This window comes from Salinispora sp. CH2A1_6, assembly GCF_056820975.1.
Map to the genome: position 1 here is coordinate 1 of NZ_JBXEDG010000012.1, position 20097 is coordinate 20097.

A 20097-nucleotide genomic window follows, 5' to 3' on the forward strand; every position below is an offset into this window, starting at 1 on the left:
CCTCACCGCGGGCGAGGAGGATCTCTTCGAATCCCAGCCCGATCCCGGACTCGTCGGGTTCGCCGCGTTCCGCGACACTCACGCCGACATGGCCGCAGTCAGCCGGTACCGCCCGGAGTGGACCTGGTTTGCCCCTGCGCGATAACACCGTGGTGGCCCGTGCCGCCTGGTGGGCCGGCACCCACGCCTCAACGGCCCGTCTTCGGAAATGCACCACCCAATGAGGATCGATCACCATTCCGTGCGAATCAGATTTGCCACTTAGCACGTATTACTTTGCGAAACACAATCCCTTGCCCTAATGTCTCACTCCTTGGAGGAGCATGCAGCGGCACAACCCCCCGTTTCCTGCACGACGGTGCGGGCCACGATTGAGAGTGGACAAGGTTCAGGAGTAGGTGCGTGGACGGCGACCGGCTAGCACTGGTCATGCTGAAGCCTGACGCGGTCCGGCAGCAGCTGACCGGCCCGATACTGCGCTGGCTGACCGACAGGGGGTTCGAGCTGGTCGGATTCCGACAATTCCTGCTCTCCGCGGAGCGCCGGGCCAACCTCTACCGCACAACCCGCAGGGGTGGTCGGCTCGACTGGCAGCTCAACGCCGTCCTGTACACCCTGGGGCCGGTGCAGAGCCTCCTCCTGCACGGTCCGGTCGGAGACCTGCCGGCGGCGAGCGTCGTGTCCGGGCGCCTCAAGGGCGACTTCCGTCCGTCCCGGGCGCAGCCCGGCACGATGCGGGCAGATCTCGGTGCGTTGAACCCCATCTTCAATCTGGTGCACTCCGCGGACGACCCGGCGAGCGTCCGGAGGGAGTCCCGCGTCCTCTTCGACGACGGTCCTGTCTTCGATGAGGCTGGGCTGTCGGCTACTGCCGCTCGGCCACCCACTCCCTTCCCCCTGTGGAGCATCGTCGCCGGTGTTCTCCATCGGTGGGCGGCGGAAGCAGGCGTGGCTGAGGCGACGCTGGCCGGGGTGGACTGGCCGGCGGACTCGGATGGCCCGCGACACGATGCGCTGCGGGTGGCGACCCGGGCGATCGAGGAGGTCGCGGCTGTGGCGTCGCCGGGCACGGCCCGGTTCCTGGCTGGGATCCGCACGGGCGAGACGACGTGGGACGGATGGCGAGACCGGACCAGAATCGACGACGACCCCTGGCCCTCCTACCTCACATACACCACCCTGCGCTACCTCGATCTTTGTCTGGAGACCCCGTGATGCATGCCCGTCCTGGTGGACAGCCCACAATCCCGGTCCCGGAACGGGATCCGTTCGCCGGCATCCGAGCCGATCGGACTGACCGATGGGCTTGACGACGACGCCACGGATCAACTGGTCGCGGCTGCTCACGCCCGCGCCGGCCACGGCACCGATCTCCTCAAGATCATGGCGACGGGTGGGATGAGTACCAGCGGCTCGCACGCCGCCGCGGCGCAGTACACCCTCGACGAACTACGCGCGGTCACTCGGTCCGGCCACGACCGGGGCCTGCCGGTAAGCGCCCATGCCCACGCGACCAGGGGATCACCGACGCCGTCGCGGTCGGGGTTGACGGCATCGAGCACTGCACGTTCAAGACCGCCGACGGGGTGAGACTCGATCCGGTGACGGTCGACGCGATCGCCGCGGCCGGGATCTTCGTCGGGTGCACGGTCGTGCGGCCCAGAGACGGGATGCCCGAGGAGGTGCTCCGGACCGTCGCGCCCGACTGGGAGAATCAGGCGTACCTGCGTCGCCGTGGCGTTCGCGTCGTCTGCTGCACCGACGCGGGGAATCAACCCGCACAAGCCCCACGACATCCTTCCGAGCGACGTCGGATACTTCGCCAGCCAGGTCGGCACCAACGCCGAGGCCTTGGCTTCAGTGACCTCGCTGGCCGCACAGGCATGCCGCCTCGGCCACCGCAAAGGGCGGGTGGCGGTCGGCTACGATGCCGATCTGCTGGCCGTGGCCGGAAATCCGGTCACGGCCATAACGGCGATGGTCCAGGCTCGCGCGGTCTTCCGGGCGGGACAGTGCTTACGTGACTGTCTTTCAGGCATAAAGTGGTGGATGGATCGATCCGGCCCCGGACACCGCACCCGCCAGTTTCGCCGCTGGCGGCCTTACTGGTCGAAGAGTTCCGCCACCCGAGCGAGCAAGTCGCGCAGGTTCGGCTCGGTGGTCTTGGCATGTGCCTCGGGCAGGCTCAGCCAACGCAGCGTGGCGGTCGGGCTCTCCGGCCGGGCCCGCTCAGGTGTCTCGGTAGCCAGCACGAAACGCAGGTCGGCGTGCTCGTGAGCGGTTTCGTTCGGGCTGGCTGGCACCGGCAGGACCGCGACCTGGCGTACCACGGCATCCGGCCAGCACACCAGGTCGTCGAGGTGGGTCTCCTCCCGTCCCTCGCGCAGCACGACTGCGATCGGGTCGTACTCACCGGGGTCGCCGTGCCCGCCGATCTGCAGCCACGACTGCATGCGGGCATGCCAGCGCAGCAGGACCCGCCGCGTCGGCGGGTGGACCACCAGCGCTGAGGCGGTGACATGCAGCGGGAGGTCGCGCGACCACGGGTCACCAGAGGTCAGGAGCTCGGTAAGCCGCACCACATCGGAGGCCTCCGTGGCGTTCCGGGGCCGATACCCGGCGAGGAGCGCCGCGATCGGCGCGGTCGTGGAGTGGCGCACCTATTACTCCCCCGATGAAATTAGTGTGTCGGAGGGCCGACTGGGCCCCGGAAAGTGGTCCACCTGTTGTGGAGCCCTCAGCACCTGGCGAGGCTGGTCTGTGCGACAAAGTAGGTCGTCAAGGGTGTTGCCGATCGTGGCGAGGGCTTGCCGGTAATCGGCGATCGCGGTCGTGTTCGGGATGGGGGCGACGGTGGCGAGTTTGTCCCGGGCGTCGGCGACCATGGCCGCCCAGGCGGCGTTGTCGAGCGCGCCGGTGGTGTCGAGGAAGGCCAGGATGCGGGCCCCGTCGGCGAAGCGTGCCACTGCCGTCATCATCGTGACGAAGCCGACCATGACCACGCAGGCGGCGTGCATGTTGTCGGCCTCGAGCAGTTCTTCGACGTGGGCACGGAGTAGCTGATAGGCGGCTCTGTGGTCCCCGCGCCGGAACAGCGCCTGGGTGCGCACCGGCTGGTTCGGCGAGTGGGTGCGTGCCGGCAGCGGCACGTCGAGCGCCTGGTCGAACAACGTGTCCGCGGCCGTCCGTCGGCCTTGGAAGGCGGCGGAGAAGCCGAGCAGCATCAGCGTCCAGTGCAGCAGGGTCGGCGGGCCGTGGCTACGGAACCGGTCCACGAGCGGGGTGAGCTGGGCCTCTCCGCGTGCGTACTGTCCCTGAAAGACCAGGGCTACGCCGAGGTCGACCTCGACCTGCGCGGCGAGATCGTCGGCCCCGAGCCGGCGCAGCTCGGCCAACGCCGGCGGCGCTGTGTGTATCTGCGCGGCGTAGTCGTCGTGGACGTTGGCCCGCAGGTGCCGGGCTACCGGGTCGTCCGGTTCGCAGTGCTGCCTGACCAGGGTGTCGAACCCGGCCGGGTCCTGACGGACGTGATAGCGGGACGCGGCGGCGATCAGGCCGGCCACGATCCGCGGCCGGTCCTCGACCCGCGGCCGGTCCTCGGGCGGTGCCTGTTCGAGGAGGCGTTGGGCCCACTGCCCGATCTCGTGCCGGTGCCGCCGGGCGGCCTCGGTGCAGATCGGGCGGAACAGGTCATGGGCGAGGCGGTAGTCGCCGCAGGCAAAAGCCCGATCAACCGCCACGCGCAGGTTGGGCCACAGCTCGTCCAGCCGGGCGACCCCCTGGACTTCGGCGGCTCCGGTGAGCTGGCCGTGCAGCGAGGTCACCCGTTCCCGCACGTATCGGGTGTGCGCGGCCCGGGCGGGTGCGGCCGCCGGTCCTGCGGCGAGGTGTTCGGCGGCGAACTGGCGGACTGGTTCCAGCAACCTGAACCGCTGGCCGAACGGGCCGGGTTCGGCGGCCACCATCGAGCGCTGCACGAGGCGGTGCAGCACGTCGTTGACATCCAGGCCGCTGCCGGCGGCGACGGCCGCAGCTCCGGCCCGGTCGACGGGGCCGATGCACACCGACAGCCGTTGCAGCAGGTCCCGTTCGGCCGCAGTGAGCAGCCGGTAGGACCATTGGATCGTGGCGCGCATGGTGCGGTGCCGGTCCGCCCCGGTCCGCCGCCCGCCGACCAGCAGACCGAGCTGATCGTCGAGACGCTCGCGGATCTCCTGCGGGGTGTGACTGACGGTGTGGGCGGCGGCCAGCTCGATGGCGAGGGGAAGCCCGTCGAGGCAGCCGCAGATCTCCTCAATCACCTCCCGCGCGGCATCCATCGTGCCCGCGGCGGTCAGCGCGTTCGCACGGTCGGTGAACAGGTCGGCGCCGGCCCCGGCCGCGGGCAACGGTGGCACGGCGACCAGCCGTTCGTGACCATGGCGGAGACCGAGCGGCTCCCGCGCCGTGGCCAGCACCCGCACCTGCGGGCAGCCGTCAGCGACGGCCTGGGCCAGACGGGCCGCACCGTCCACGACGTGTTCGCAGTTGTCGAGCACCAGCAGCGCCCGGAGTGACCTCAAGGCCAGCACAATGGACTCAACCAGCGACCGGCCCGGGCCCTCCTCGACGGGTACCGCCGCGGCGACGGCTTGGGGGACATCCTGGTCGGCCGTGATCTCGGTCAGGTCGACCAGCCAGGCGCCGTGCTCCAGCCGGACGCGTTGGGCGGCCGCGACGGCGAGCGCGGTCTTGCCGATGCCGCCCGGCCCGACCAGGGTGACCACCGGGCTCTCGGCCAACGCCTGGCCGATGAGGTCGAGGTCACCGTCGCGGCCAAGCAGTCGCACGGCGCGCCGGGGCAACCGGTCGATCGACTCGGGCCGCCGCTCGCCGCCGATGCGGTGGTCCTGGCCAAGAATCGCCACCTCCAGGCGGCGCAAGCGCGGCCCGGGCTCCACACCCAGGTGCTCAACCAGCCGTTGACGGGCAGTGCGGTACGCGGCCAGCGCGTCGCCCTGCCGGCCCACCCGGTACAGCGCCGTCATCAGCAGCGCCCAGATGCCCTCCCGGAACGGATACCGCGCGCTCAGCTCAGTCAACGGCCCCACGGTCGCTGCCGCGTCCGCGTCCACCCGGGCGGCGAGATCGGCCTCGACCGCGCCGAGCCACCGCTCGACCAGGCCGTCCACGGCCGCAGCCAGGCCGGGCACCGGCACCCCGGCCAGTGGCTCGCCGGTCCACTCGGCGAGCGCCCCGGCGAGGTCGCCGGCCTCGACCCGCCGGCCGAACCGGATCACATCGACTGCATCGGCGGGCACATCGAGACGGTACGCGGCACCCGAGCGCACAATCCTCGTCGCGCCCAGACCTCCCCGCAGCCGAGCGATGTACGACTGCAGGGTTCGGACGGCGGTCCGGGGTGGTTGCTCGCCCCACAGCAGATCGATCAGCCGCCAGTCCGGAACCGCCACGCCGGGCTGCAACGCCAGGGCCGCCAGCAGCGCACGGCACTTCCCCGCCCCGATGTCGACGGCGGCGCCGTTCCCGTCCACCACCTCGACCCCGCCGAGCAACCGTATGCGTACCGCCGGCCCTGCCATAGCCACTCCCGCGTCCGATACCCGCCCCGACCCGCAGCTCAACATTTTCGCCACGCCCGCACAACGCCGGCCCAACGTCTGCCCGGCACGATCGGTCCACCTCGATCGCGGGACGCAGGTCGCCGCCCGCCGCTCGAACCTGCCGCAGCCCGACCCGGGGTTGCCACGATACTGCTGGAGGAATGATGTCCGAACGGTCCGCCGCCCGCCTCGCCGGTGCCCTTTTCCTACTGGTTATCGCGGTCGTCCTGGCCAGTTCGGCTGCCGGCAGCGGCGCCGGCGGCATCGCGGAACGGCTCGACGACATCGCCACAAACCCGTCCGGGCTACGGCTCAGCATCGTGCTGCTGGCCGTCGCCGGCGTCGCCACGCTGGGTCTGGCCGCCATGCTGCACGCCATCACCCGGCGACAGGACCCGTCCCTGGCCGCTTTCGCCCTGGCCTGTCGGGCGGTGGAGTCGGGACTCTACGCGGTGCAGATCCTCGGTGCCATGCTGCTCCTGTCGCTCAGCCGGCAACAAACAGACACTGCCCGGGAGCTGGGCGCGGCGACGGTCGACATCGCCGCGTGGAGCACGAACGTCGGCGCCTGCTTCTTCGCCGTCGGCAGTGCCGTGTTCGCCTACCTACTGCTGCGGTCCCGCGCGATCCCCCGACCGCTGGCCAGCCTCGGCCTGCTCGCATCGCTGCTGCTCGCCGTCAGCGTCCCCGTGCAAAGCGCCGCCGGCGCCGTCACCGCCGACGGCGCCGGAATACTGCTGTGGCTGCCGATGCTCGCCTTCGAAATCACCGCTGGCGGCTGGCTCCTCATCAAGGGCCTGCAGTCCACGGACCCCGTCGTCTCACCTCTCGCTGGCGCGCAGGAGAACGACGAGGTGAGAACAGCATGACGAAGCATTCAGTCTGCGCTTCAGCTTCCCCACCGGCTCCCTGCAGATAGGCTGAGCAGGCCAGCTTCGCCAGGTCTTGGAGGGTGCAGCTATGCCCGTTCTGGTCGCGTTCTCGGTCACTCCACTCGGCGTCGGCGAAGACATCGGTGAGCTTGTGGCTGAAGCCGTACGAGTGGTCCGTGAGTCGGGTCTACCGAACCACACCGATGCGATGTTTACCCTGATCGAGGGCGAAACCTGGGATCAGGTGTTCGAGGTGATCAAAAACGCAGTCGATGCGGTAGCAGTGCGATCGCCGCGGGTCAGCACAGTCATTAAAATGGACTACCACCAATATAAATCGAGCGCCATAACGGCCAGGATGGACGCCGTCGAGCGATATCTTGCATCTGGTCACGAGGAGAAGTCATCAGCGTGATGTGGAGTTTCCGACTCGGCTGCGCACCCGTCCCTTCTCGCCGGGCAGCCGGTGCAGACCTGCACACCGCCATCCAGCCCACCCGCCTGCCCAGACACACACCGACCGAAACGGGTGGGCGGGCCCGCTCCCACACCCCAATCGATCGCGGGGGCAGTCGGTAGCACCGACCGGGCACCTACCCGGGCCGGGGAGTTGAGCAGCCGACGCAATGCCGGCAGGCCCCGTCTCGCGTTGAACGTGCCCGGGCCACCGGCTCAACCGGGCAGGGTTTCGATCGGCTGGTCGGTGCGCGTGGCGATGAGGTCGAGGTCCTTGTCGACGGCCAGAGCAGTCAATCCGGCCTCTTCGGCGGTTGCGCCGATCAGCAGCTCAGGGATTGACAGGGCCCGGTGTTGGCCGCGACCGGTCAGCTACGAGACAACGAACCGGTGATCGAACCTCCGTGCTCGAGCCCTGGTCCATACCGCGTCGCGCGTACGGTGGCTGAGGGTGCGGTACAGCGACGCGAAGGAGGGGTGCCTGGCGATGGATCGGTCGGTGGACTTCTGGTTCGACCCGAGCTGCCCGTACACCTGGATCACGTCGCGATGGATCGTCGAGGCGGCGACGGTACGGCCGCTGGAGATCCGCTGGCACGTGATGAGCCTCTCCGTACTCAACGAACACCGAGAGGTCGACCCGGAGGGTGATCCCGAGGGCTACCTGTGGGGCCCGGTGCGCGTCTGCGTGGCCGTCGAGCAGCGGCACGGCCCGGACGGACTGGCCCGCTTCTTCACCGCATACGGAAAGCGGGTCCACGTGGGCGGCGAGTGGGCCGAGTTCGGCGACGTCCTGGCCGACGCCGGCCTCCCGGCGGACCTGGCCGCAGCGGCCGGGACGAGCGAGTTCGACGAGGCGGTCCGGGCGTCGCACGCGGCGGGCATCGCCCTGGCCGGCGACCATATCGGAACCCCGATCATCGCCGCCGACGATACGGACGGGAACCGGGTCACCTTCTTCGGACCCGTAATCTCGCGGATCCCGCGGGGCGAGGAGGCGGGCCGGCTCTTCGACGGCGCGGTGCTGGTCGCCGGAGTGGCGGGCTTCCACGAGCTGAAGGGGCGACCGCACGCGGAGCCGCAGTTCGGCGGGTAGTGCCGCCACCGCGGCCCGCTAGCGTCACCGGTGCTCAGCCGACGCGTTTCATGGCTTCCAGCTTGCGGTCCTGCATCTTCGAACCTGACTCACGGCGTGCGGCGCGGCTTAACACGATCGGCGCCAGCAAGAGGCCGATGAAGGCCCAGGCAGTCAGCACCCCCGCCGTTTCCCACTGTCGCCAACTGCCCGTGATCTCCACCGCGGCGGCCGAGTCGGGCAGGAAGACCGACCGGGTGCCGAGCCCGAGCCAATAGACCGGAAACACCTGAGCGATGTGCTGCACCCAGACCGGCAGGCTCTGGATCGGATAGAGGATGCCGGAGATGCCGGCCAGGGCCATCGTGGGGAAGGTGACCCAGGTGTTCGCCGCCCGGGGCCCCTTCACCAGCGACCCGACGATGATGCCCAGCGGCATGGTGGCCAGCAGCCCGAGCACGAACACCCAGAGCAGGGTGAGCCAGCTGCTGACGTGCAGAGATGCCAGCCCATCCACCAGCAGCAGGCTGGGCACCAGGATGAGGACGAGCAGGGGCAGCGTGCCCACCGACAGGCCGAGCACCCGTCCGCTCAGGTAGCCGAGGACACCCTGCGGGATGGTCTTGGCCCGGAGCAGCGTGCCGTCCTCCCGGTCGGCCGCCAAGGAGTACGCGGCACCGCCCACCGCCTGGAAGGCGAGCAGGCCGCCGAGCAGGCTCGGCATCACGACGGTGGCCAACGACAGATCAGTCCCCTCGACCGTCGAGTCGCGTTGGAAGAACAGGACCGTCAGGAATACGGCCGCCAGTAGCAACCAATAGACAACGTCACCCACGTTCGTCAGGCTCTGCCGGAACTCGATCCCACCTCGGCGTAGCCCGAGGCGTACGGCGTAGGTCGTCGGATTCACGCCCGAGCCTCCTCGCAGGACGCTGCCGCCCCGGTCAGCACCTCGGAGCGCCCGACGACAACCCCGGCGAGGGCATCATCCTGCCCGTACCACGTACACAGGTCGTGGGCTTCGACCGGGACCGTCCCATCGGGTTGACCGACGGTCGGCGCTGCCTCCTCCAGTTTCTGCACGCTCGCCATAAGCTACGCCCTCCGCGAGGTTTCCTTGTACGGTTGATAGTACATCTACTATATCCCGTGGTCACCCTAGTATTGGGACAGCACGACGAGTTACTACTCTTCGACAGCACCGGCCCTGCCCAACTCGCCAACGGACCCTGTCCCTGCGGTGACGGCACCCTCCACGGCAACCCGTCCGCATGTGAGTCAGGCGGCGACCCCGATCACCGCAGTGGCTCCCGGGACAGTGATACGAACGGCCATCTGAATGCCGTCTTGACCGCCATGCCTCCGGAAGCTCCACGCCAGCGCCACCTCGACGGCGGCCTCTCCCTCGGCCAGCCGGGGGTTGCGCCCGTCAGGTCTCCCAGAAAGACCGGGGCGTGCGATCGGCAATGGCCACCTTCTCGATGTAGTGCCTTCGTGACCTGCTCGGTGCGGGGTCCGCGTCAGCACCCATCACGGATGGTCGGGACTGTGGAGTGAAGTCGATGCGGCAGCGGCCACGACCGGGCCGGCGCCGGGGATCGGAGCGGACCGGGGCCGGAGGCGACGGCGCCCGAGAACCGCCGCGACTGCCCCGATGACGCCACCGACCACCGCGAGCAGGAACGCGGCGGTGCTGTCGATCACGTCCACCGCCTGGCCGCCGACGGCAGCTCCGGCGGCCAGGCCGACCGCCACCGCGCTGGACAGCCAGGCGAACCCCTCGGTCACCGTGGCGCGCGGCACCAGTGACGCGGCCAGCGAACTTCCGGAGATAAGGATCGGTGACACGGCGACACCCGCGAGCGCGACGCCGACGGCCAATACCGGCACGGTGTCCGCGAACACCATCGGCACGGCGACCACGCACAGCGCGGCGGCCGACCCCACGAGGCGTTGCCGGGAGGTGATCCGGTCGATCGGCACCGACCCGTACACCAGCCCGGCGACGAGGCTGCCGACCGCGAACAGCGCGAGCAGTACGCCCGCGGCACCGGTGGCGCCACGCTCGGAACTGAACGACACCACAGCGATGTCGACCGCACCGAGAAACACCCCGAGGCCGACGTAGATGGTGAGCAGGACCCCCATGCCCCGGGCCCGGACCGCACTCGCCCGCCGTTGCTGGGGCGCCCGCGGCGGTTCGGTGCGCCGCTGGACGGCGAGCGCGAGCGAGCCGACCACGGTGAGCGCCAGGGCGCACAGCAGCCCGGCCGTCGGGAACCAGCCCACCGCCAGGGCGGTGACCAGCACCGGACCGGCCACGTAGATGACCTCGTCGAGGATGGATTCGACGGCGTACGCCGTCGGCACCCGGGCCGAATCGACGAGCACCGTCCACCGGGCCCGGACCAGCGAGCCGATTGGCAGGGCCGACGCCCCCACGAGCGCGGCGGAACAGATCAACGTCCATGCCGGGGCGGATCGGCTGGCCAGGGCCACGAGCGCCACCAGCCCGAAGGCGTGTACGAGCACCGAGACGGCGATGACGATCCGCTGCCCGAACTGGTCGGCGGCCCGCCCCAACACCGGGGCGGCAACCGCCTGCGCCAGCGTGAGCGCCGCGGTGACCACGCCGGCGAGGCCGTACGAGTCGGTGTGAATGGAGATCATGAGCAGGCAGCCGAGGCTGCGCATCGATATCGGCAGCCGACCGACGAAGCCGGCGGACACGAAGAGGACAGCACCAGGCGTGCCGAGCAGCTCGCGGTACGCGCGCAAAGCCAATTACCCTCTCCTCAGTATCGTCGGCGACCCCGTCGAGTTTCGTCGTCGCTCGCAAGCTCGGGCAGGCCTGGGTGACGAGCCGTGGCGCCGGCAAGCCGGCTCAGCCGGTCGTCCCGGCACCCGCGCAGATTCAGGGCGTGAGCCGATTCGGTCCCCGGAACAGGAACATAGCGTCACGGATGCTTTCCAGCCCAAGCAGCACCATCAGGATCCGGTTGATCCCGGCGCCGAAACCGCCGTGTGGCGGAGTGCCGAACCGGAAGCAGTCGGTGTACGACGTGAGCGCTTCGAGTCCCAGCCCTTTCTCCTCGGCCTGCGTGAGCAGCACATCGTGCCGGTGCTCGCGCTGGGCACCCGTGGTGATCTCCAGCCCCTTCCAGAGCAGGTCGAAGCTGGCCGTCACGTCGGGGTTGTCCGCGGGGCGCAGGTGGTAGAACGGACGTACCTCCACCGGGAACTCGGTGACGAAAACGAACTCGCTACCGTGCTCCTCGGCCGCGATCGCCGAGATCATCCGCTCGCCCTCGGGGTCCAGGTCCGCCTTGATGCCCTCTGGATCCCACCCCTGGGACCGCAGCAGGCTGATCGCCTCCGCCATGGTGTACCGGGGAAACGGGTTTGCCGGCACGGTGACCTCGACGCCAAAGACATCCCGGATCGCCACGCCGTGCCGCTCCCTGATGCGGCGCAGCATGTGGGTGAGCATCCTCTCCTCGAAGCTCATCACGTCATCGACGTCATCGATCCAGGCGATCTCGACGTCCAGCCCGGTGAACTCGGTGGCGTGCCGAGAGGTGAAGGACGGCTCAGCGCGAAATACCGGACCGATCTCGAACACCTTGTCGATGCCGCCGGCGATCGCCATCTGCTTATAGAACTGCGGGGACTGCGCAAGGTATGCGGTGTGCTCGAAGTACTTCACCGCGAACACCTCGGAGCCGGACTCGGACGCCGTGCCCATCAGCTTCGGGGTGTGCAGCTCGGTGCAGCCCTCGGCGTACGCGAACTCCCGCAGCGCCTCCTCCAGCGTCGTCTGCGCTGCGAAGGTGAGCTGGCGCTCCGGCTGGCGCACGTCCAGGAACCGCCAGTCGAGCCGCTGGTCGATGCCGGTTTGCCGGTCAATCGGGAGCGCCTCGGAGCGGGACACCACCTCGATCGCGGTGGGCAGGATCTCCAGGCCGCCCAGCGTGACGTTGGGCGCCGAAATCACCATGCCGGTGACTTTGATGGCGGACTCCGGGGGCATCCCGTGCTCAATCAGCTGCTCCAGCTCACCCGGCTCCTCGGTGCGCTTGTTCGTGATCTGCACCAGCCCGGTGTGGTCGCGCAGGATCACAAACTGGATCTTGCGCTGTAGCCGCAGGGCGTTCACCCAGCCGTAGACGGTCACCTCCCGACCGGCGGCTGCGGCGAGTTCACGGATCAGCGTCCTGGAAACCACAGGTCCCTCACCTCTCAGCAGGTACTCGAAGGTGGCCGCCCAGGAGTCTAGGTATCCAATGTCTACCGTCGAACGTATTTTCGCCGCCGAGGGAGGAGCCACATCCGCCCTTGGCAGGGACGGAGGCCTGTTCCTGGTGCGGCGATTACGGCAGGTGGGTTCGGCGCTCGATGCCGGCCCGCACCCCGCCGGCATCGGTGGCACTTTCACACCGGCTGTGACTCACGCCCGGACCGCCGGCGGCGGAGCAGGCGGGTCCAGGTCCAGATCGAGTCGACCAGAAAGATGATCAGCCAGATCCTACTGGCGCCCAGCTGCCACGGCGCGTCGCCAAGGTCGCCGTTGAGTGCCTCCAGCAGGGTGTACCGGCCGCTCGCGACCGCGGCGAGCCAGGATTGGCCGAGTGCCGCGAAGGCCACCTGCCCGGCGATGAACACGGCCGCCCGGACGGTCCAGCGACGCCGCAGCTCGACCGGCGAGTGGCGGCGCTGCGGTGGTGGCGCCGGTGGCACCGTCTCCGCCGCCGGCGTCGCCACCGGGTCCGCAGCACCCGGCGGCTGGGGCGGCGGCCGGTCCGGTACACCAACGCGACGCAGTGCGGCGGGGACGAGCGCCGCTCCCGCCACAAGTACGGCGGCCGCGCCGACGCAGGCCCCGCGCCAGCCGCCGCTCTGGTAGAGCGCGCCGGCACTCAGCGGACCGAGGACCGCGCCGAGCAGGGTTGCGCTCTGGTAGATGCCCATGCCACGCCCGAGGCTGCCGTCGGAGGCCTCCGCCGCGACGGTCTGCTCCACCGGGATCGCCGCAGCCAGGCAGGCAGCGGAGACCGCCCACAGCGCCCCGATGACCACCGGGTTGGCCGCGAAGGCCAGCCCGACGGCGACGATGGCGCTCGCCACCAGCGAGGAGGTCAGGGTTGCCGCACGTCCAATGCGCCGTACGACTGCGTACAGGCGCAGCGGCAGCACGGTGAGGATGACGAAACCGGGCAGAAACACCAGTGCTATCTGACCGACGGTGAGTCCAAAGCCCCGCTGTAGGTGCAGCAAGAGCAGCAAGGAGACTCCGAACTCGACGGTGGCGGTGACCGCCACCACGACGAGCAGTGGGCGCAGCCGGCGGGTGACCTGCCGCAGGTCGGCCTGGGCGCGCGACCGCCCGCCAGTCTGCGTCGGGCTGGACAGGAGCAGCACCGCGGCCAGTAGGCAGGCGACCCCGGCGGTGGCGAAGACCAGTTGGTACCGGTCGTTGTCGAGGAGTGTCAGTGCGACGAGGAAGCCGATCCAGATGCCGGTTCCCTCGGCGGACAACAGCCGGCTGAAAATCGCCGCGTCGTCGCGCAGGTGCTCACCGACGCTCGCTCGCAGCGCCACCCAGAACAGCGCCCCACCGATTCCGCCGCAGACAGCAGCGACGAACGCCACGCCAAGGTTGTTGGCAAGCGCGTACGCGAAGAGTGAAAGCCCGAAGAGGATCGCACCGACCGCGGCCACCCGCGCCCGGTCGAAGCGATCGGCCAGGATCCCGGCAGCCGGCCGACCCAGCAGGGACAGCAGCGCCTCGGTCGCGGCCAACGCGCCGACCTGGCCGGCGGTCGCGCCAATCGCCGCGCCGGCCCACAGCGGCAGCAGGAAGTCCAGCACCTCGGCCGGGCCTCGGGCCAATCCCGCCGCAGCCAGCACCCGCGGACTGCGACGGTGGCCTGCGGTCTGGGCCGGGGACATGAACGCTTCTTATCATGATGCGACGACGGCCGGGGGCCCAGGACACGTGCCCACGCCGAATTCCATTCGTGAAGTCGAACGACTCAACCCTCCCCCCGCCGACCGGCGTTAGACAGGTAGCGGATGCGGGTCAGGGGGCAGAGATGTCGGGTCAGGACCAGTACGCGGGATTTCGGGAGTTCGTTCTGTCGCGGGGACAGGCTCTCTCCCGGGCCGCCTACCTACTGACCGGTGACCACCAGGCAGCCGAGGACCTCCTGCAGGAGGCCCTGGCCAGGACCGCGCGGCACTGGCGCCGAATCGAGCGGGACGGCCACCCCGAGGCCTACGTCCGGACGGCGATGGTGAACCAGCTCCGTTCGTGGTATCGACGGCGACGCCCGATCGAGCTACCAAGCGCCAGCGTGCCGGAACGGTCGGGCGGGGCCGACGTCGCCGACCACGTGACCCAACAGGCCACGCTCGCTCGCCTGCTGGCGTGGCTTCCGCCCCGTCAACGGGCAGTGCTGTACCTGCGGTACTACGAAGACCTGTCGGAGGTCGACACCGCGCAGCTACTGCGGTGTTCGGTGGGCACGGTCAAGCGACACGCGCACGACGCACTCGTACGCCTCCGGAAACAGCCGGCGCACCTGTTGGATTCGCACCCCTCATCGGAGGCGAGGAGATGACCGAGGACTTCCGTAACGCCTACCGTGAGCTCGCCGAGGAGGCCGGTAGCTACGCCGACCCGGAACGGGCGATCGCCGTCGCGCGTCGCCGTCGGCGAAACAGCATCCTGGTGCTGCCGGCAGTGCTGACGGTCGCGATCACCATCGGCACCGTCCTCGCGGTACGCCCAGATTCGGGCCCAGCGCCCACGCAGCCCCTCGGACCCGGTGTCACCGCGTCAGCCCAAGCCCCGGCGTCCGCAACGCCCCTACCCTCGACCCCGGTCGGTGCGGCCACATTGGTGTACGCGCCGTGTCGGGACTGCGCGACCCAGATCGTGCTTGCCACCGGCGCCCACCACCTCGTGCCCTCGGAGGAGGTCGGCAGAACCGCGATCGGCACATCGCTCTCCCCAGACGGCCGGTGGCTCAGCTACCCGGTGGGCCGAGACATGAAGATCCGCGACCTGACGGGCGACCACGTCTGGACGGTCGCTTCGTCCGGGCCGCAGCGTCGGGTTGGTGTCCGGGCCTGGTCGGTGGACTCGTCCCGGCTACTGCTCGGCGACTACCACGACGGGCAGGACAACACGTACACGGTGCTGCGACTCGACACCGGCGCCCGCACCACGGCAGACGTCGCCGCGGAGGACCTCATCGTCGGGTTGCGGCCGACCGGTGAGGTGCTCACAACGCCGGACCTGCTCGGCCCAGACCGGCAACGCAGCACTCGAATCACCCTCACTGCCGGCGCCGGAACGGCAGCACGCACGATTGACGTCGACGCGACCCGATGGCTCGACACGACCGAGACGTTGGTGTGGAGCAACGCCGTGCACCCCGCCGTTGACGGCGGATACTCGCTGGTCGTCGCCACCTATCCCGGCGACGGGCCTATCCCCACGGCAGTGCTGCGGGTCAACGCCGCCGGAAAGATCACCGACCGCCAGGACATCCCGTCCCGGGACGAGGGGTTCCAATACTGGTACGTGGTTGGATCGAATGGGTCCGATGTCCTATTCGGCAAGGTGGAGACCCTGATAGGTCAGCAGGCAACCACGCTCATAGCCGTCCAGCCGGACGGACACCTCCGGGAGATCACCACGCTACCCCAAGAGGCGGTCATCAGGTCACCCGGCGCCACCTAAGGCTGCCCATTCCCACACCTGACTGACGGCAGTACGGGTGCCTTCTACCGGTCATTGTCCGACGCTAATCTCAGCGTATTATTGTCGGGTGGCTGCACTTTCGCCAACTGAAGAGCTGGCATTACTTGCCTTGTGCGAAGGCAGCACATTTCGAAGAACTGCGAGCCTCTGTGCGCTGGTTAGCGCCCTGGGCTGGAGCTCGGTCCTGGTGCCTGATCTACCCGCTCAAGACGTGGACCGCCAGTTCACCGCGATGCGCCGTTCATGCTGGTCAGCTAGTACATTGTCGGAACTGATCAGCGAAAGTCGGGCCGGGCCATGGGGCACGACCGTTGCCAAGATTGTCACGAACCTCAATGACTAGCCCACCAGAAGCGGTAAAATACGGTCCACCGCTGGCCTGCCCGGTCCATCAACCGCGTAAGGCAGCCAGGAGCGGCCAAGGTCCACCGCCAGCCTCACAAGGTCCGGTACCCGATCAACGGTCGCGTGATGGCAGGCAGCCACTCGTACACCGACCAGAGGCGCGGGAAGCGCGAACCGGGCTCTCCGCGGCCGAGCGGCCGGGGAATGTCGACCGGTAGGTGCCCATCGGCCCGACTCAGGCCGAGGCGGCCGCAAGGTTGCGGGTGAGATACTTCAGCGCGGCGGCGGCGTCCGCACCGTCGCCGTGCGGACGGCGAAGGTCGTCGAGGAAGGCGGCCACGTCGGCGAGGGGCCACCAGAGCCGGTAGAGGGCGATCCCGACCGGCGACACGGAGCGACCGCTGATTCGGCGGTACCGGGAGCGCACCTGCGCGTCCACGCCCGTGGGCTCCTCCCGGAGCATTCCGGTGAACGCGTCGGTGAGCATCCAGACGTCCCGCTCCGGGGGTGCCAGTTGCACGGTGGCCCAGTCGATCAACCAGGCACCCGTGGGTGAACGCAGGACATTGCCGGGATGCGGCTCGCCGTGGGTGACCACCCAGTCGGACCCGTCACCGCGTACCTCGGTCACGAGCTGGTCGAACCTCTCCAGCCACTGCCGTACCCGCCTTTCGTGTAGGAGCAACAGATCCCGGGCAGCCTCGGAGTACGGGCCACCGCTCCAGGGTCGCCCCAGGTCGGCGAGGGCGGCGTTCAGCCCGCCCCTGCCGGGCAGCAGCAGGTCGGCACGGGGCGCCAGGTGCGCGACCGCGGGGGTGGCCCGGTGCACCTCGGCGACGAGTTCGGTCACCTCGGCGAGTTCCTCGCGCCGGTGGGGGCCGAACTGCCCGGCGGCGCCGGCGATCATCGGAAACACCGACAGGGCGTACCGGGGCGATAGTCGCCACACCGGCGCTCCGTTCTCGGCCGGAACGGGCGCGAGCACGAATCCGAGCCCCGCGTCGCGGTGCAGGGTCAGTGCGGTCTCCTGGGAGCGGCTGAGCCGGCCGAACTCCTCCTCCCGCCCGTCCACCCCGAAGCCGAGGTCGTCAACCTTGACGAACCACTTCGAGCCGCGCTGATCGGTTGCTGACCAGTGGTGACTGCCGAAGCCCACGGGAAGGTGGGTCAGTGCGTCGGCGCGGATGCACCATCCTGCGCGTAGCGCCGCACGCAGTTCATTCTCAGCGAGGCTTTCTGGCCTGTCCCGCATACGTGTCATCCTTCGCGGAGCGGGCTGCCCGGTCGACGTGCGCCCGGTTCTTGGCCCTCTTGGGTTTCGGTGCCTAACGAAGCTTAGTCCTGTGTAGAGCTACGCCATCGCAACGTGGATACTGCCCCTGAGCCGCCACTATGAGGCGCTGGCGCATATCAGTGCCGGGCTGTCCAACCGAGAAATTGCCTGCGTGCTCGGCATGGCCAGCACGACTACCAAGACCCACGTGAGCCGGGTCCAGACCAAGCTGAACCTGCGCAGCCCGGTGGAGGCCGCCGTACTGGCCCGTGAGCTGCGTCTCCGCACCGACCAGCCGGAACCGTGAAAGGGCGGCGCAGGTGTGTGGCACGGTTGCGGCGCCCTCCCCGTCCTGGGCAGGTCGACGGCCGGACCTGCCCAGAGCTACGGGATCGGTACGGCGTCGAGCTGGTGCAGCACCGCTTCCGGTAGCTGCAGGTCGGCTGCGGCGAGGTTCGTCCGGGCGTGGCTGACCCGCGTGGTGCCGGGCAGCGGAAGGACGTTGAGGCCGTGGACGCGTTCGCGGTGGTGGACCCACGCCAGCGCAACCTGTCCGGGGGAGGCGCCGAGTTGTTGGGCGAGACGTGTCAGGACCGCGCCGGGGTGGTGCGGCGGCGTGTCGTCGCCAACCGGCCGCTGGTGGAGCAGGCCGTGGGACGTCGGCGAGTGCGCCACGATGGTGACGCGGTGGTCGGTGGCAGCGGCCAGCAGGCTGTCCTCGATGCCGCGCTCGGTCAGGGACCAGCGCTCCTGCAGTGCGGTGATCGGGTGCACGGTCTGGGCCCGGTGCAGGTCCTCGGCGGTGACGTTGGAGAGTCCGATCGCCCGCACCAACCCGCGGGCGATCAGGTCTGCCAGAGCACCGACGGTCTCCTCAATGGGCACGGTGTCGCTGCGGTGATGCAGGTAGTACAGGTCGATGACGTCGGTGCCCAGTCGTCGGAGGCTGCTCTCGCAGGCGTTCCGCACGTATGCGGGATCGGCGCAAACCTCGAAGCCGCGTGGGAGGTCGGGGCGGAGCCGGAGGCCGCACTTGCTGGCCAGAGTGACCTGCCCACGCCGGGAGCGGATGGCGCGGCCGACGAGTTCCTCGTTGCCGTATGCATCGGCGGTGTCAATCATGCGCACCCCGTGGTCGAGGGCGCGGTGAATGACAGCGACGGGATCGCGGTCCGGGTCGGCGGCTGCGCTGTCCCGGAGGCGCATGGCACCGAAGCCCTGCCGCCCGAACGCTTCCGCCGTCAATGGTGGCGTCATGCGTGGTAACCGTGCAGGAAGGCCCGCACACCCGCGGTTATCCAGTCTTTCCGTCCGCGCTCGGTGGTGAGGGTACGTGGCGGGTCGGGTGTCGCCGAGACCAAGCGCGCGAAGTGCACGGCGGCCCGCTCGGCATCGTCTACGCGCAGCAGGTCAGCCTCGGCCCAACGATGCAGGCGGGCGGCGAGTTCGGCGCGAACGCATGCGGGACCCGCCTGCCACCAGGCGGCGACCGCCTCGGCGCTGAGGTGGTCGGCCTCGGTGTCGACCTGCCGGACCAGCGCTCGGTGCGCGTCCGGCTGCCCGGTGTCGGAGAGCCATGCGTGGGCGAAGGCCGCGAGCGCCGGTTCGACCTGGTCGCGGGAGGCGACGGCGTCGAGGTGGAGTGCGATCAGCGCGATCTCCTGCGCGGCGACGGTGGCCGCGGACTCGGTGATCACCGTGGCGAAGAGCGACGTCTTGTCCGTGAAGTGCTTGTAGATGGTCCGGGTGGACACGCCGGCCTCGTTCGCGATCGTGTCGATGCTGGCGCGGGTGAATCCCTCGCGGGCGAACGCCTGTAACGCGCCACTGAGGATCGCGACTCGCTTGTCCCCGCGCAGCCGTTGCCCAGTCGCGGCGGCTGATGCGCTCGTCGTCGTAGTCATGGCGTCCTCTCGTCGCTTGCGCCACCCACGCTACCATGTAAAGTAGCTGGTGTACTTTACATGTGGAGGCATCATGACCCGCATCGCCGTCATCGTCGGCAGCACCCGCCGGTACCGCCGTGGCAAGGCTGTCGCCGACTGGACGCTGCAGACCGCACGGTCTCGCGGCCCGGCAGAGACGGTGTTCGAGCTGGTCGACCTGGCCAAGTTCCACCTTCCCGTGCTCGACGAGTCGGCTCCGGCGCTTTACCACACCTACGAGCACGAGCACACCAAGCGCTGGGCCGCAGCGATCGACGCCTTCGACGGCTACGTCATCGTCACGCCGGAGTACAACCACGGCGTCCCGGGCAGTGTGAAGAACGCGATCGACTACCTGTTCTACGAATGGAACGACAAGGCCGTGGGCTTCGTCAGCTACGGCGTCCACGGCGGGGTGCGGGCGGTGGAACAACTCCGCCAGGTCGCCGCCGAGCTCAAGCTCGCCGACGTCCGCACCCAGGTGGCCTTCAGCACCTTCACCGACTTCGACTACACCGGACTCGATCCGGCCGACCCCGCCACCACCGGCGTGTTCACACCGGCCGAACGCCACGCCGACGACCTTGCCGGGCTGCTCGACGAGACAGTCGCCTGGAGCCGCGCACTCGCCGCACTGCGCACCGTCGCCGCGGGCAGCTGAAACGGCGGCTCGAGGCAGTGTCACCACCGACCGCGCTTACGACACCGTCGGTACCCACCTCCCGCGGGCATGCTCAACACCGTGCGCGGCGCCGCCAACGCGGGGATCCTCGCCCTTTC

General features: G+C 69.4%; 18 protein-coding genes and 1 pseudogene. 9 read left to right on the forward strand and 10 right to left on the reverse strand.

Annotated features, from left to right (window positions below; translation table 11 throughout):
- Window positions 1–402 precede the first annotated feature (402 nt).
- Entirely contained in the window at window positions 403–1215 is an 813-nt protein-coding gene (locus AC1UKG_RS15590) for a nucleoside-diphosphate kinase (RefSeq protein ID WP_018743750.1), read from the forward strand.
- Between the two features lie 87 nt (window positions 1216–1302).
- A pseudogene (locus AC1UKG_RS15595) lies at window positions 1303–2022 on the forward strand (amidohydrolase family protein); the annotation flags it as partial.
- A gap of 80 nt (window positions 2023–2102) precedes the next feature.
- On the opposite strand, the gene AC1UKG_RS15600 reads toward AC1UKG_RS15595, so the two are convergent.
- Window positions 2103–2660 carry an NUDIX domain-containing protein gene (locus tag AC1UKG_RS15600; RefSeq protein WP_475890067.1) on the reverse strand — a complete coding sequence of 186 codons (558 nt, stop codon included), beginning with the start codon at window positions 2658–2660 and terminating at the stop codon, window positions 2103–2105.
- Window positions 2661–2663: 3 nt separating this feature from the next.
- The gene (locus AC1UKG_RS15605; protein ID WP_482643154.1) at window positions 2664–5582 is read right to left on the reverse strand and encodes an ATP-binding protein; all 2919 of its coding nucleotides are present in this window, start codon (window positions 5580–5582) and stop codon (window positions 2664–2666) included.
- A 185-nt stretch (window positions 5583–5767) separates the two neighbouring features.
- Here AC1UKG_RS15605 and AC1UKG_RS15610 point away from each other — a divergent pair, with 185 nt between their 5' ends.
- From AC1UKG_RS15610 to AC1UKG_RS15620, 3 genes are all read left to right on the forward strand, one after another.
- Window positions 5768–6472, forward strand: coding sequence for a DUF4386 domain-containing protein (locus AC1UKG_RS15610; RefSeq protein ID WP_026271702.1), 705 nt, complete (start codon window positions 5768–5770; stop codon window positions 6470–6472).
- Window positions 6473–6563: 91 nt separating this feature from the next.
- Entirely contained in the window at window positions 6564–6890 is a 327-nt protein-coding gene (locus AC1UKG_RS15615) for an MTH1187 family thiamine-binding protein (RefSeq protein ID WP_018743746.1), read from the forward strand.
- Window positions 6891–7418: 528 nt separating this feature from the next.
- On the forward strand, window positions 7419–8027 hold the full coding sequence (locus AC1UKG_RS15620) for a mycothiol-dependent nitroreductase Rv2466c family protein (RefSeq protein ID WP_018815241.1): 609 nt from the start codon (window positions 7419–7421) through the stop codon (window positions 8025–8027).
- Between the two features lie 34 nt (window positions 8028–8061).
- Here AC1UKG_RS15620 and AC1UKG_RS15625 read toward each other — a convergent pair whose 3' ends face one another.
- The 5 genes from AC1UKG_RS15625 to AC1UKG_RS15645 all read right to left on the reverse strand — a co-directional run bounded on the left by AC1UKG_RS15625 (window position 8062) and on the right by AC1UKG_RS15645 (window position 13955).
- On the reverse strand, window positions 8062–8916 hold the full coding sequence (locus AC1UKG_RS15625) for an ABC transporter permease (RefSeq protein ID WP_018815242.1): 855 nt from the start codon (window positions 8914–8916) through the stop codon (window positions 8062–8064).
- Window positions 8913–9098, reverse strand: coding sequence for a hypothetical protein (locus tag AC1UKG_RS15630; RefSeq protein WP_029124334.1), 186 nt, complete (start codon window positions 9096–9098; stop codon window positions 8913–8915). The genes AC1UKG_RS15625 and AC1UKG_RS15630 overlap by 4 nt, the downstream gene beginning before the upstream one ends.
- A gap of 438 nt (window positions 9099–9536) precedes the next feature.
- Window positions 9537–10784, reverse strand: coding sequence for an MFS transporter (locus AC1UKG_RS15635; protein ID WP_018743742.1), 1248 nt, complete (start codon window positions 10782–10784; stop codon window positions 9537–9539).
- A gap of 136 nt (window positions 10785–10920) precedes the next feature.
- Window positions 10921–12231, reverse strand: a complete 1311-nt coding sequence (gene aspS, locus AC1UKG_RS15640; protein WP_482643155.1) for an aspartate--tRNA(Asn) ligase — start codon at window positions 12229–12231, stop codon at window positions 10921–10923.
- 206 nt (window positions 12232–12437) lie between these two features.
- Window positions 12438–13955 (reverse strand): MFS transporter, encoded by a 1518-nt coding sequence (locus tag AC1UKG_RS15645; RefSeq protein WP_018815245.1) that lies wholly within the window; start codon window positions 13953–13955, stop codon window positions 12438–12440.
- Between the two features lie 143 nt (window positions 13956–14098).
- Here AC1UKG_RS15645 and AC1UKG_RS15650 point away from each other — a divergent pair, with 143 nt between their 5' ends.
- Together AC1UKG_RS15650 and AC1UKG_RS15655 are read left to right on the forward strand one after the other, a co-directional pair.
- A complete protein-coding gene (locus tag AC1UKG_RS15650) occupies window positions 14099–14626 on the forward strand; it encodes a SigE family RNA polymerase sigma factor (RefSeq protein ID WP_018815246.1) in 528 nt (175 codons plus the stop codon).
- Complete coding sequence (locus tag AC1UKG_RS15655; protein WP_482643156.1) at window positions 14623–15753, forward strand: hypothetical protein; 1131 nt, start codon at window positions 14623–14625, stop codon at window positions 15751–15753. Before AC1UKG_RS15650 ends, AC1UKG_RS15655 begins: the two co-directional genes overlap by 4 nt.
- 601 nt (window positions 15754–16354) lie before the next feature.
- On the opposite strand, the gene AC1UKG_RS15660 is transcribed toward AC1UKG_RS15655, so the two are convergent.
- Entirely contained in the window at window positions 16355–17275 is a 921-nt protein-coding gene (locus AC1UKG_RS15660; protein WP_018743737.1) for a phosphotransferase, read from the reverse strand.
- Between the two features lie 223 nt (window positions 17276–17498).
- On the opposite strand from AC1UKG_RS15660, the gene AC1UKG_RS15665 reads away from it, so the two are divergent.
- Window positions 17499–17699, forward strand: a complete 201-nt coding sequence (locus AC1UKG_RS15665) for a response regulator transcription factor (protein ID WP_482643171.1) — start codon at window positions 17499–17501, stop codon at window positions 17697–17699.
- A gap of 77 nt (window positions 17700–17776) precedes the next feature.
- Here AC1UKG_RS15665 and AC1UKG_RS15670 read toward each other — a convergent pair whose 3' ends face one another.
- Together AC1UKG_RS15670 and AC1UKG_RS15675 are read right to left on the reverse strand one after the other, a co-directional pair.
- Window positions 17777–18598, reverse strand: a complete 822-nt coding sequence (locus AC1UKG_RS15670) for an aldo/keto reductase (RefSeq protein ID WP_050565289.1) — start codon at window positions 18596–18598, stop codon at window positions 17777–17779.
- A 47-nt stretch (window positions 18599–18645) separates the two neighbouring features.
- Window positions 18646–19296, reverse strand: coding sequence for a TetR/AcrR family transcriptional regulator (locus AC1UKG_RS15675; protein WP_018743734.1), 651 nt, complete (start codon window positions 19294–19296; stop codon window positions 18646–18648).
- 73 nt (window positions 19297–19369) lie between these two features.
- On the opposite strand from AC1UKG_RS15675, the gene AC1UKG_RS15680 reads away from it, so the two are divergent.
- Complete coding sequence (locus AC1UKG_RS15680) at window positions 19370–19978, forward strand: NADPH-dependent FMN reductase (RefSeq protein ID WP_018743733.1); 609 nt, start codon at window positions 19370–19372, stop codon at window positions 19976–19978.
- Window positions 19979–20097: the final 119 nt, after the last annotated feature.

Excerpts from the sequence above, each read along its gene's own strand:
- AC1UKG_RS15605 (WP_482643154.1), bottom strand. The coding sequence starts at position 5,582 with ATGGCAGGGCCGGCGGTACGCATACGGTTGCTCGGCGGGGTCGAGGTG.
- AC1UKG_RS15610 (WP_026271702.1), top strand. The coding sequence starts at position 5,768 with ATGTCCGAACGGTCCGCCGCCCGCCTCGCCGGTGCCCTTTTCCTACTG.
- AC1UKG_RS15650 (WP_018815246.1), top strand. The coding sequence starts at position 14,099 with ATGTCGGGTCAGGACCAGTACGCGGGATTTCGGGAGTTCGTTCTGTCG.
- AC1UKG_RS15675 (WP_018743734.1), bottom strand. The coding sequence starts at position 19,296 with ATGACTACGACGACGAGCGCATCAGCCGCCGCGACTGGGCAACGGCTG.
- AC1UKG_RS15630 (WP_029124334.1), bottom strand. The coding sequence starts at position 9,098 with ATGGCGAGCGTGCAGAAACTGGAGGAGGCAGCGCCGACCGTCGGTCAA.
- AC1UKG_RS15670 (WP_050565289.1), bottom strand. The coding sequence starts at position 18,598 with ATGCGCCTCCGGGACAGCGCAGCCGCCGACCCGGACCGCGATCCCGTC.
- AC1UKG_RS15655 (WP_482643156.1), top strand. The coding sequence starts at position 14,623 with ATGACCGAGGACTTCCGTAACGCCTACCGTGAGCTCGCCGAGGAGGCC.
- AC1UKG_RS15620 (WP_018815241.1), top strand. The coding sequence starts at position 7,419 with ATGGATCGGTCGGTGGACTTCTGGTTCGACCCGAGCTGCCCGTACACC.
- AC1UKG_RS15645 (WP_018815245.1), bottom strand. The coding sequence starts at position 13,955 with ATGTCCCCGGCCCAGACCGCAGGCCACCGTCGCAGTCCGCGGGTGCTG.
- AC1UKG_RS15680 (WP_018743733.1), top strand. The coding sequence starts at position 19,370 with ATGACCCGCATCGCCGTCATCGTCGGCAGCACCCGCCGGTACCGCCGT.
- AC1UKG_RS15615 (WP_018743746.1), top strand. The coding sequence starts at position 6,564 with ATGCCCGTTCTGGTCGCGTTCTCGGTCACTCCACTCGGCGTCGGCGAA.